This is a genomic window from Clostridium simiarum (genome assembly GCF_018919175.1).
In the GTDB taxonomy this organism is placed as follows: Bacteria; Bacillota; Clostridia; order Clostridiales; family Clostridiaceae; genus Clostridium_L; species Clostridium_L simiarum.
The window spans coordinates 112,889-126,034 of sequence record NZ_JAHLQL010000003.1 but is presented as its reverse complement, the minus strand read 5'-3'; the positions used below and the strand labels follow the sequence as shown (position 1 = coordinate 126,034).

Genomic DNA, 13,146 nt, shown 5'->3' with positions numbered 1-13,146 from the left:
TAGTTCTCTCCTTATAATATAATTAAATTTTTATTTTAATTATATTTTAATATATAATAACCAGTATTACAAAACTAAGTTTTTATATATTAAAATAAATGATTTTTTCACAGAATACAAAGAGGAATCATAAAATATACAAATAGTAATTTATATGGAAGAAGTTGTTAGGGGGGCTTTTTATTAAAGAAAAGTTAATTTATGAAAAAAAGTATTTAAGACAAGCTTCAAATAATTTGGGAGGATTAAATCAGCTATTATTAAATGTACCTTTAGACTTAAGGGAAAAGTTAATTATGATATCTACTATGGATAAATTTAAACCAGGCTATATTGAATTTTTGGTCTTATTTGGACAAAATAGGGTTCAAGTACAAAGTTCAACTGAAGCATTAGGAGGAATCTTTGAGGATTTAGGTTATGGCTTTGGTATAATAACATTTAAAATATCTGAAATAGATAAGATAACGCAGGTAAAGGGAGTAAGCTATGCAGAACTTCCTCAACTTTTATATATAAGCTCACAAGGAGGAAATAAAAGTTCATGTGTTAATGAACTTTGGGATATATATAACCTTTCTGGTAAAGGAGTTGTAATTGGTTTTATAGATTCAGGAATAGATTATAGGCATCCTGCTTTTATGGATAGAGAAGGTAACACAAGAATTGAGTATATTTATGATTTATTTTTAAATAAAGGATGGAATAAAGAAGAGATAAATCAAGCTATAAAGTCACCAAATCCTTATGACATAATACCACATAGAGATGATGTAGGACACGGAACTCATGTAGCTGGGATAGCTTCAGCAGGAGGGAATATAGATAGAATTTATTATGGTGCGGCCTATGATAGCTCTATTATTATGATTAAAATAACTTCTCCAGGAAGTTTGAATTATACTCAAAGTAGTCAGATAATGAGGGCTATTAAGCTTTTATTAGATAAAAGGACAGAAATTAATAAGCCTATGGTTATTAATTTAAGCTTTAGTACTAATAATGGAGCTCATAATGGTAGTAGCATACTAGAGCAATATATAAGTACTGTTTCCAACTTAGAACCTATAAGTTTCGTAGTGGCAGCAGGGAATGAGGGGCAAGCAAGCCACCATGTAGGAGGAGTTCTTAGGGAGATTCAAAATATAGGTGTAAACATTTCACCAGATGAAAGTGGGGTAATAATTCAATTATATAAAGAGATATTAAGTGATATATCTATAGAGATTATTAATCCATCAGCTCAATCTACAGGTAAAAAGCAAGTATTATCGGGATATACAGATAGTAAAATAGGCGGGGATAGAGCTATAGTATACTACACCGGACCTAAACCTTTTGATATAAACGGAGAAATTGTCATTAGCTTATTGCCTTTAGATAGTGAATTTCTAACAGCAGGAGAGTGGAATATAAGAATAACTTTAGATAATGATTATAGGGGAAGGTATGATATGTGGCTCCCTATTGCAGAAGGGCTAAATCCTAGAACTAAGTTTTTACAACCTAATGTTTTTAACACTTTAGGAATTCCAGCTACAGTAAAAAACGTAATATCAGTAGGAAGTTACGATTATAAAACTAACAATATATCTGGGTTTTCTGGCAGAGGGGGGGAAAGCGTAGGAGCTATAAAACCTGATATCGTTTCTCCGGGAGAAGAAATAATTTCAGCAGTTCCAGGAGGAGGTTTTGATAGCAAAAGTGGCACATCTATGGCAGCACCCTTAGTTGCGGGAATAGCTGCCTTACTCATGGAATGGGGAATTGTTAGAGGAAGGGATTCATTACTTTTTGGAGAAAGACTTAAATATTATTTACTGAAAGGGGCTAGAAGAAACAGACCTTCTTTGATTTATCCTAATAATATTTGGGGATATGGAGAGGTCTGTGCAAAAACCTCTTTGGATCTATTAATGGGGTTAAGGAGTGAAAATAGAGTAAATATGGAAACTGTGGATTGTGGAAATCTTTATTTAAATCCAGATTATAATAGTTACTTGGTAGAATATGATGGGGATATTGTAGCAAGTTTAAAAGGTATAAGTGATGTTTGCGCCTTTATATTAGACGAAAATTTTGCGGTAATATCTGTTAAAAAAGATTTGGAAGATAAAATACTCCCTAGTATACCAAATATAGTTTATAGAGAATTTCCAAGCCTTTATACATTATTACAAACATCGCCTATACAAGCAGCTGATATACCTAATTTTCATCAGCATCCTTATTTACCTTTAGATGGAGCAGGAGTAATAGTAGGAATGATTGATACAGGTATAGATTATTTAAACAATGAGTTTATGTACGAAGATGATACTACTAGAATAGAGTATATTTGGGATCAGACTTTAACTAATGAAAAAAGACCAGAAGGGTTTAGCTATGGAGCGGAGTATGACAGAACAGAAATAAATAAATCAATACAAGCAAAAAAGAGAGGAGAAGATCCTTATGCAATAGTTCCTAGTAAGGATGAAATAGGACATGGAACTAGTATGGCAGGAATTATAGGTGGAAGAGGAAGAAATCCTGAATTAGAAGGTGCAGCTCCAGGTTGTGAATTTGTAATGGTAAAACTTAAACCAGCCAAGGGAGTTGAGTTAGCTGAAATACCAGGAGGAAGAACTGCTGTGGCATATCATAATACTGATGTGATAATGGCAATTAAATATCTTTCAGGGATTGCTAGAAGATTAAATAAGCCTATGGTTATATTTTTGCCTTTAGGTACTAATGCTGGAGGGCATGATGGTAATAGTATTATAGAAAGATATATTGATGACGTATCAAGAGTAAGAGGGGTTGTTGTAGTTACGGGTACTGGAAATGAGGGAGATACAGATGTTCACGCTTCAGGTGTTTTTCAACAGACAGGTGAGATTAAGACTTTAGAGGTTAAAGTGTCAAAGGAACAAAGAGAATTAGGTTTTGAGATTTGGGTAGGAAAGCCAGATAAGGTTTCCTTGGGGATTGTTTCGCCATCAGGTGAGGTTATAGAAAAGATTCCAGCTAAGCTTAAAGAGGTAGAAGAGATACAATTTGTTTTTGAAGGGAGTAAGGTTTTTGTTCAGTATTATCTTCCCGAAGAGCTTACAGGGGATCAACTCATAAGGGTGAGGATTCAAGATATAAGAGAAGGAATATGGCAGTTTAAACTCATAGGAGACTATATCGTAAACGGAAGATATGATTCATGGTTACCTCAAAGAGAACTACTAAGAGGAGATACAAGATTTTTAAACCCTAATCAATTTACTACATTAACGGTACCTTCTACCGGTAGGAGTATAATAACTACTGCTTACTACAATCAAAATAATAATTCTTATGTAGCATCTTCTGGGCGTGGTTACACCCGAGATGGAAGGATAAAGCCTGATTTAGCATCTGGGGGAGTAAATGTAAAAACTACAAAAGTGGGAGGAGGAGAAACTATAGTTAATGGAAGTAGCCCATCTACAGCAGTATTAGCTGGGGCTTGTGCCTTGCTATTTCAATGGGGAATAGTAGAAGGTAGGGATACAACTATGTATGCTCCAAAAATGAAGACTTATCTTATTAGAGGAACTAAAAAGCGCCCAGGAGAGAAGTATCCAAATCCGGACTGGGGATATGGGATGTTAAGTCTTCAAGGTGTATTTGAGAATATAAGAGGATCTTATCTTGAAAGAAGCTACTATGGTATAGAAAATGAAGGTTATGAGGAAAAACACATAGGAGAATTGTTTATAAGAATTCCATTGAATTAATAATTAGAAAAAGGTAAATTGAAGAATTTAGTAACCATGTTAAGAAAAAATTCATAAGATATAGGGGACCATTATAATAAGGAGTGTATTTATGCCTGGAAAAGGGAATGTAAGAGTTCAAGTCCTTAAAGAAAACACCTATATACCCATAGATAAAGCAAAGGTTACAGTAACAGAAGTAAGTGAAAATAGGCTAAGGCAGGGGAGCACTGTTTTAATTTCAGACTCATCAGGATTAACAAAAGAAATAGAGGTTGAAACCCCGCCTATAGAAAATTCAATGAATCCAACAAATAAATTACCCTATAGTTTTGTAGATATAAATGTGGAAGCAGACGGCTTTCAACCTGTAATTATAAAAGGGTGTCAGGTTTTTCCAGATAGGGTAGCTTTACAACAGGTGAGGATGGAACCACCTAAAAGAAATGCTAGACAGGAAGAGAGACTTATAATTGTTCAACCTAACACTTTGGTTGGGAACTTTCCGCCTAAGATTCCAGAGGATCCAAATAAGCCATTACCACCACCGCCTAGTGGATTTGTTGTACTTCCAGAACCTGTTGTACCTGAATTTATTGTAGTTCACGCTGGGGTTCCAGATGATAGTACTGCACCAAATTACACTGTAAGATTTAAGGATTATGTTAAAAATGTAGCTTCATGTGAGATATTTTCTACTTGGCCTGAATCAACTATAAGAGCAAATGTATATTGTATAGTATCTTTTGCATTAAATAGGGTATATACTGAATGGTACAGAGGTAAAGGAAAAGGCTTCCAAATAACCAATAGTACCGCCTTTGACCAAGCTTTTAATTATGGAAGAAATATTTATGATAATATAAATAGAATAGTAGATGAATTATTTTCTACCTATGTAAAGAGACCAGCAAGAAAACAACCGCTTTTAACACAATATTGTGATGGACAAAATGTACAATGTCCTGGATGGCTTACCCAATGGGGAAGCAAGTACTTAGGAGATCAAGGGAAAGCCCCTTTTGAGATATTAACTAACTTTTATGGTGATAACTTAACTCTTGTTAGGGCAGAACAGGTTCAAGGAATTCCATCTTCTTATCCTGGATATGTTTTAACTGTTGGATCTAGAGGACCCGCAGTAAGGACTGTCCAAACTTACTTAAATAGGATAGCAGATAACTATCCTGCTATTAATAAGCAAGCTGTAGATGGGATATATGGTAATGCTACAAGAGATGCAGTTAAACAATTCCAAAGTATATTTTCATTACCAGCTACTGGAGATGTAGATTATCCTACTTGGTATAGAATATCAGATATCTATGTGGCAGTTACAAAAATAGGAGAACTAAGAGGAGATTATAGAACTTCTGAGAGGACATTTTTTCCGCCTATGACCTATGAAATGAATAACATGACAGATGTACCAAAAGTTAAATATAAGGATGAGTATTATAATATTTAAAATGTGGTTTCTCAGAGGTATCCCTTTGAGAAACTTTTTTAGTATATTTTAAAATATAAATGGAGCTCTAAGGTTCATATGGAGTTTTGACCTCTTCTAAACCTTAGAGATAAACCTAATAGGTCTTTAGATTTAAAAGTATTAGAATAGGTAATTATGGCATAAATTCACCTGTTTTTATAGAGCTTATTCAGGCACAACTTTTGTCTTAAAAAACATTTACTAGAAAAAGTTTTAATATATTATATTAAAAAATATATTAACAGAGGTAAAACTATGTACTATAATCAATATGTACATGTGATAAAAGTTATATAATATAAGTTGGACATTATAGTATAAGTTCTAGATAAAATAATTATAAGAAAGGGCGTATGAAGTGTGAAGGGGACTGTGGTATCAACTTGGATGAGAACCTGCAGGAGACTTTATGGGGATGAGGTAGTAAATAATGCTATGGAAAGTGAAGGGTGGTCTTCAAATAAAATTTTTACCCCAATAGAGACTGTAGATGATAATAAAATAAAAGGCGTTATATCTCACATAGCAACAAGCAACAAATTAGAAGTTACTGAGCTTTGGAGGATAATTGGAAAGGATAATTTAAAAGCCTTTCATAGGGACTATCCAGCATTTTTCCAACAGGAAAATATGTACTCTTTTTTAAAGTCACTATTTGATATTCATGTGGTTATGACTAAAAAATTTGCAGGAGCTAAACCACCATTAGTTGAGATAAATCCTATATCAGCGAGAGAAGCTATATTTAGTTATAAATCAGAAAGAGGGATGTTTGACTATTTCTTGGGACTTACTGAAGGATGCAGTGAGTTTTTTAAAGAAGATATAAAGTATGAAGAGATTGAAAGAACAAGTAACTCTTTAAAATTAAAGATTACTTTTCCTAAGGATATATATTATAAAAAGAAATATTTTTGGAATAATTTATTATCTTTTGGCTTCGTTAAGAATTTTGCTGTAAAAGCAAGTATATTTACTTTTATTACGACTACTTTAGTATCGCTGCCTATTATAGGTTTAAATTTAAGGTCTTTAATTGTAGGATTTTTATCAGGGATTTTTACCTTTGTAGGAACCTCTATATTAACTATGCCAAAAGCTACAATTGAAGAGGAATTAAAAAGGATGGCAGAAGGAAAATATAATTATGAAAGCAGTTTACATACAAATGACTTTTTTGAGGACATGTTTAAAGAAATAAAATACTATAAGAAGATGATAAGGGCAGATTTTACAGAGTTTAAAGGCGTAACTGATGAGATGAACACATTTGTAGAAAGCATAAATCAAATATCTGATTCTATGAACTACACATCAGAGGAGATAGCAGGGGTTGTGGAACAAGTGGCAAACGGAGCTGTGGCTCAGGCAGAAAATACAGAGGATGCTGCATTAAGGTTAAATGGAAACATAGAGGCTTTAAAAACTATCGTTGAAAGTGAAAATGAAAATAAATCAGAACTAGAAAAGGCTATAGAAAAAATTAATAATAGCTATAGTAACGTAGAAAGTGCTAGTAGTAATATTTTGAATTCTTTAGGTAGCTTTTTAAAAGTTAAGGACAAGGGTAATGAATTACAGACTAAAGCAGAAGATATAACTAATATTGTATCTATAGTTTCAGGAATATCCGAGCAAACAAATCTTCTCGCACTTAATGCATCTATTGAAGCTGCTAGAGCAGGAGAACAAGGGAGAGGTTTTGCTGTAGTAGCAGAGTCTATAAGAAAGCTTGCAGAACAATCAAAGGATGCGGTGCAAGAGATAAACTCTAATCTTGCTCAGTTTGTAGAAGATATAAGACTTTTAGTAGATAATATAGATGACCAATATTATGTATTAGAAGGAGAGACTAAGAGTCTTGAGCAGGTTAAGGATATAAGTTATGAAGCAACAAAGTCTATTCAAACGGTTTCTCAATCTATGATAATGACAATTAATGAGCTTAATAAAGAATCAGAAGAAATATCTACACTTTATGGAACTATTGAAACTTTAGCCGCTATAGCAGAAGAAAATTCAGCTTCCTCAGAAGAGGTTAGTGCTAGCGTATCAAACTACACTTTAGAACTTAAAAGACTTATAGAAAATATTTCGGATTTTAAGAATATAACAGAAAACTTTAGAAAAGATTTAGAGAAATATAATATTTAATTTTTAAAAGGGAGATTATATGTAGATATAGTCTCCCTTTATTTAATCATGGTAAGAATTTATACTTTAAATTTCTTGCTACTTTATAGTATCTAAATTCCTGTGAATTTTTCAAAGTCTGGCACGAATTCCTTGGAGTCTGTTCCAACTTCTTGAATAAAAGCCTTGGTTACCCCTATTTCTAGTGCGTAGTCTATGAGAGCATCATAGTGAGCTGCCTTTAGGGGTTTGTTTATTTCAGGGTATTCTGAAGCCTTAAACATGGGTGTATATTGGTTCATAATGCTTATGTATACATTATCTCCAAAGGTCTTATATATATAATCAACTATTTTTTTAGAGTCAAATAAAAGTCCAGGAATCATTAGGTGTCTTATTATAACTCCCTTTTTTATTATTCCACTTTCGTCAAATATAGGTTTTCCTACTTGATTGTACATTTCATTAATGGCAAGAGAAGCTTTTTCAAAGTAATCACTAGCCTTTGAGTATTTTAAAGAGTATTTAGGGTTAAAATACTTTAAATCTGGAAGATAAACGTCTATATACCCCTCTAAGGTTTTGATGGTTTCTATACTATCATAGCCATTGGAGTTATAAAGTATAGGAAGACTTAAACCTTTTGATTTTGCTATTTTTAATGCCTCTGCTATTTGAGGTACATAGTGTGTTGGAGTAACTAGGTTTATATTATGTGCTCCCTTATCTTGAAGTTCCAAAAATATATGGCTTAACCTTTCTACCGAAACTTCTAAACCTAAACCTTCTTGACTTATGCAATGGTTTTGGCAAAATACACATTTTAAATTACAGTTAGAAAAGAACACAGTGCCAGAACCTGTAGTTCCTGATATGCAAGGTTCTTCCCAAAGGTGAAGTGCTGCTCTAGATATAATAATTTTATCATTAGATAAGCAGAAGCCTAAATCACCATTTAATCTATCTACGTTACACTGTCTAGGACATAAGTTACATTTAGTTAATATAGTCATCATTAGTAAAACCACCTTATTTAAAGTTAAATAATCACACAATATTATATCACTTATATTAAGCTGTTTCGTATATCAAATCTTAAATAGAAAAATTTTAACTAATTTAATATATAGAAAAATTTAAATGAATGATTAGCCTATTAAAACTTTTTTATATAAAAATAAATAAGCTGAATTATAAATATAATACTTATTATGCCAAAGGCAGGATATAAAACCGTTATCAAATTTGAAAAACCTATTTGTGATATAGGTATGGCTATAAGTATTATAAAAAATATTCCAGTTCTAAATGAAATTTTAAATTTTTGTTCCAAGGTTTTTCCTATGCTATATATGTTGGATACCTCTGTAGAAAACATTTCAAACCAAATTATTATAAGAAGAACTATTTGTATTGGTTTACCAAATCTATTTGTTATATATAAAAGAGGTATTTCGTATTGATATATATAAGGTTTGTTTAGCATAAGCATGGTATTTATAAACAGAGATAGTATTGTGAGGATAATAGCACCCCAAAACACTCCTTTTTTTATGCTATATTTATCCCTTGATTCATAACTTAAGGGCACAAGAACTCCGGTACAAGATAAAAGATTAAAGCCAGCATAAAGCAATGAAGATATAAGCCAATGTGTTTTTTCATAGGGTATGCTTTTTAAGTTATTTATAGTTATACCTTCCCTATAAAAGAAAAGATAAAGAGCGAATATAGTTATTATTACTGTAATTAACGAAGGAACGATAAAAGAATTAATTCCAATAAGCCCATCTGTGTCTTTTAGAAGAGTAAGCAAGGATAAAAGTATCATTAAGGCTATACCTATCCATCTAGATACACCAAAATATTGATGTATAAGAGCACCGCTTCCAGCAAGAATTATGGCACTTCCGCTTAGTAAGAAAAAACCAGTAATTATATCTGTAACAGTTCCTAAAAATCCAGGACTTACAGTAGATATAAGTTCATTGTAGGATTTAAGATTATATTTAATACTTATATCAGCCACAAGATGTCCTATAAAAATATAAACAATTCCACAAATTAATATTCCTATAAAGCTTTTGTATCCATAAGAAGTAAAGAATTGTGTTATTTCTTTTCCAGAAGCTAATCCAGCACCTACAATAGTGCCTATAAACACTGCTGCTATTTGAAAAATTTTTCCTAAATTTTTTTTCAAAGTAATCCCCCTAGAATAATGTTTTCTATATAAATATATAAGAATTACTTATAAAAATGCGTATATATATTTATTAAATGCTTAAATTTTAAAATAATTAATTAAAATATAAAAATAAAAATAGTATGTAATGTTTTATTAAAGATTTAAATTTAAAAATTTGGGAAAGCTAATTCTTAGAAGGCTGTAAGATAGAGGTGATTATCATGAAAAAAATATTGGTTTCCATCTTAGCTATTGTTATGTTGTTTGGATTTCAAGGGTGTAGCAATAAAAATAGTAAAAAAGAAGAAAAAAAGCAGCAACAACAAGAAAGAAGTGATAGTTTTAATAGTCAGATTGCTATAAACACAGTACAAAATTATATGATGTCTATTAGTAAAAATGATATGAATGCAGCTAAAAAATTATCTTCAAAGGATCTTTGGAATAAAGGAATAGAATTCGGAGCTTCTGATCTTAACATATTAGGCTATAAAGTAGAAGAAGTAAATGAGGTAGGTAAATCTTCGCTTATAAAGGTAAAAGCTTCAAGAACTGTAGATAAGTCACCTAGAACTACTTTAGATACTTATAGTATTAAGGTCATCAAAGAAGAAGAAAGCGGAGAATATCAAGTATCAGATGTAAATGTTGTTACGGAAAAGGAGGCCTTTTTAGAAGGTGATGAGATTAGAATAAGACAAAAAAGTAATGTAAAGACTAATTTATTAGTTGATAAAGCAGGTATACCTCAATATAGCTTTTCTAAAAATGATAAAGGAAAAAGCATAAAAATATCCACACCTAAAGCGAACTTTGGAAATATGATTTTTTCTTATATGGGAGACAAAATTGCCATAAGTACCTATGATAAGGATTCTTTTATTGGAATAATAAAAATAGATGAAAGTCTTATGACTCAAGGTGCAGGAGGAGATAATGGTGGTTCAGGAGGCGCAGGAGGACAAGAAAATCAAGGAGGTTCCAAAACTCCTAATCAGAAAAGTAAAGCTAGAGAGATACCTGTTGGTAAGGAATTAAATGCCTTAGATATCTTAAAGAATTCAGCCATTAAAAATATGAGTTTTTCTTTAGATGAAAAGTACTTAATGGCACAATATGAGTTAAAAGATAAAGGTTATGGCATAAGGGTGTATAATGTAGACAATGGTAAACTTATAGAAATAGATATAGAAAGTGAATTTCCTATAGAAGATTTTGATGTGCTTTTTTACTCTTTTGATTTAGATGGAGTTATCTTTGATGTGGTAGCAAAATCTGAAGCTGGAAACAAAAACAGAGAAAAGTCTGGAAGATGGAAGATAAATCTTGGAGAGATTAAACTTATGAAAATGTGATATAATTTAATTAGGAATCGGGATAAAGGTAACTAGTCAAAGAGGAATAAGACTTACTAGTTATGTTTTGAAGATAACTTAGTTAAAATTATGAAAGGGATGTATTATGCAAGACATTTGGGGAGGAAAAAGATATAATAGCTTAAACTATTTTTTAAGAAATAAATTTGGAGAAAAAGTATTTAAAATATCATTAGATGCAGGTTTTTCTTGCCCTAATAGAGACGGAACTATAAGCACAGGTGGATGTATATTCTGTAGTGCTAGAGGTTCAGGAGACTTTGCAGGAAATAGAAAGTTTTCTATATCAAGTCAATTTAAAGATATTAAGGCTATGATGAATAAAAAGTGGGCTAAGGGAAAATATATAGCTTATTTTCAAGCATATACTAATACCTATGCCCCTGTAGAGGTTTTAAAAAAACTATATGAAGAAGCTTTGGGTGAAGAAAATGTGGTAGGAATCGCTATTGCCACAAGACCAGACTGCTTAAATGATGAAGTTATTTCACTTTTAGAGGAGATAAATAAAAAGACTTATGTATGGGTAGAACTTGGACTTCAAACTAGTAAAGATGCTACAGCAAAGATAATAAACAGAGGATATAATTTAGAAACCTTTGAAAAAGCTATATTTAAACTTAGGAGTAAAGGTATTGATGTGGTAATTCACACTATATTCGGATTGCCTAAGGAAAATGAAGAGGATATGTTAAATACTATAAGGTATGTGTCTAATTTAGATATACAGGGTATAAAATTTCACCTTTTACATCTTATGAAGGATACACCTTTAGTAAAACTTTATGAAAGAGGAGATTTAAAGTTTCTAACTATGGATAACTATGTAGATCTTATAGCTCAATCAATAGCTATGTTACCAAGGAATGTGGTCATTCATAGGTTAACTGGTGATGCACCTAGAGACTTACTTATAGAACCCATGTGGAGTCTCAAAAAATGGGAAGTATTAAATACCATTGACTCTTATTTAGAGAAAGAAAATTTGTATCAAGGTTTGTATCATTCTACAAATAGCCTCTAATAGTTTTGTTATTTTTGCGGATAGATTAAATATCTCTTAAAAGATAAAATAGAATTAATAAGTTTTATTTGGAGGTATTAAAAATGGCTAATTTATCATTAAGACATATATATAAAGTTTATCCAGGAAATGTTACAGCAGTAAAGGACTTTAATTTAGAAATAGAGGATAAAGAGTTCGTAGTATTTGTAGGACCATCAGGATGTGGTAAATCTACAACGTTAAGGATGATAGCGGGATTAGAAGAAATATCTGAAGGAGAGTTATACATAGGAGACAAGTTAGTTAATGATGTAGCTCCTAAAGATAGGGATATTGCTATGGTTTTCCAAAACTATGCACTATATCCACATATGACAGTATACGATAACATGGCTTTTGGTCTTAAACTCAGAAAGGTCGATAAGGCAGAAATTGAAAAAAAAGTTAAAGAAGCAGCTAGAGTTTTAGATATAGAGCATTTATTAGAGAGAAAGCCTAAGGCTTTATCTGGAGGACAAAGACAAAGAGTTGCTTTAGGAAGAGCTATAGTTAGAGAGCCTAAAGTGTTCTTAATGGACGAGCCTTTATCTAACCTTGATGCAAAGCTTAGAGTTCAAATGAGAACTGAGATATCAAAGCTTCATAAGAGATTACAAACTACTTTTGTGTATGTAACTCACGACCAAACAGAAGCTATGACTATGGGTACCAGAATAGTAGTTATGAAAGATGGAATAATACAACAGGTTGATAGCCCTCAAAATATATATGATCATCCAGCAAATATATTTGTTGCAGGATTTATAGGAAGTCCGCAAATGAACTTTATAGATTCTAAACTTATAGAACAAGATGGAAAATTATTTGCTGAATTTGAAGGAGATAAGATATTATTACCAGAAAATAAGGCTAAGGTACTAAGAGAAAAAGGATATGTAGGAAAAGAAGTAATACTAGGTATAAGACCAGAAAACTTAGATGATAATAATGATTTTATAGATATGCACAAAGATGCAATAATAGAAGCTACAGTAGAAGTAACAGAGCTTATGGGTGCTGAAACTTATATATACCTTTCAAAAGGAAAGTCAAACTTTGTAGCAAGAGTTAATGGAAGTTCAAAGGTTCAATCTGGAGAAACTATAAAACTTGCTTTAGATGAAAATAAAATTCACATATTTGATAAAGAAACTGAAATAACTATATTATAGTTTAGGGGGTTT

8 protein-coding genes are annotated in these 13,146 nt (G+C 31.7%); 6 read left to right on the top strand and 2 right to left on the bottom strand.

The features are described 5' to 3' along the window. The first annotated feature begins 164 nt into the window (after positions 1 to 164). The 3 genes from KQI89_RS10440 (at position 165) to KQI89_RS10430 (ending at position 7,374) form a co-directional block, all read left to right on the top strand. Positions 165 to 3,752 carry a S8 family serine peptidase gene (locus tag KQI89_RS10440; protein ID WP_216457026.1) on the top strand — a complete coding sequence of 1,196 codons (3,588 nt, stop codon included), beginning with the start codon at positions 165 to 167 and terminating at the stop codon, positions 3,750 to 3,752. Positions 3,753 to 3,843: 91 nt separating this feature from the next. Beyond that, the gene (locus KQI89_RS10435; protein WP_032123520.1) at positions 3,844 to 5,199 is read left to right on the top strand and encodes a peptidoglycan-binding domain-containing protein; all 1,356 of its coding nucleotides are present in this window, start codon (positions 3,844 to 3,846) and stop codon (positions 5,197 to 5,199) included. A 381-nt stretch (positions 5,200 to 5,580) separates the two neighbouring features. After that, positions 5,581 to 7,374, top strand: a complete 1,794-nt coding sequence (locus tag KQI89_RS10430; protein ID WP_216457025.1) for a heme NO-binding domain-containing protein — start codon at positions 5,581 to 5,583, stop codon at positions 7,372 to 7,374. A 92-nt stretch (positions 7,375 to 7,466) separates the two neighbouring features. Here KQI89_RS10430 and KQI89_RS10425 read toward each other — a convergent pair whose 3' ends face one another. Both KQI89_RS10425 and KQI89_RS10420 read right to left on the bottom strand, forming a co-directional pair. Beyond that, the gene (locus KQI89_RS10425) at positions 7,467 to 8,366 is read right to left on the bottom strand and encodes a radical SAM protein (protein WP_425514082.1); all 900 of its coding nucleotides are present in this window, start codon (positions 8,364 to 8,366) and stop codon (positions 7,467 to 7,469) included. 143 nt (positions 8,367 to 8,509) lie between these two features. Further along, entirely contained in the window at positions 8,510 to 9,556 is a 1,047-nt protein-coding gene (locus tag KQI89_RS10420) for a YkvI family membrane protein (RefSeq protein ID WP_032123522.1), read from the bottom strand. A 206-nt stretch (positions 9,557 to 9,762) separates the two neighbouring features. On the opposite strand from KQI89_RS10420, the gene KQI89_RS10415 reads away from it, so the two are divergent. The 3 genes from KQI89_RS10415 (at position 9,763) to KQI89_RS10405 (ending at position 13,134) form a co-directional block, all read left to right on the top strand. Then, a complete protein-coding gene (locus tag KQI89_RS10415; protein WP_216457023.1) occupies positions 9,763 to 10,896 on the top strand; it encodes a hypothetical protein in 1,134 nt (377 codons plus the stop codon). Positions 10,897 to 11,002: 106 nt separating this feature from the next. Then, positions 11,003 to 11,941 carry a tRNA modification radical SAM protein MnmL/YtqA gene (gene mnmL, locus KQI89_RS10410; RefSeq protein ID WP_216457022.1) on the top strand — a complete coding sequence of 313 codons (939 nt, stop codon included), beginning with the start codon at positions 11,003 to 11,005 and terminating at the stop codon, positions 11,939 to 11,941. Positions 11,942 to 12,024: 83 nt separating this feature from the next. Continuing rightward, positions 12,025 to 13,134, top strand: a complete 1,110-nt coding sequence (locus tag KQI89_RS10405) for an ABC transporter ATP-binding protein (RefSeq protein ID WP_032123525.1) — start codon at positions 12,025 to 12,027, stop codon at positions 13,132 to 13,134. The last annotated feature ends 12 nt before the right edge of the window (positions 13,135 to 13,146 follow it).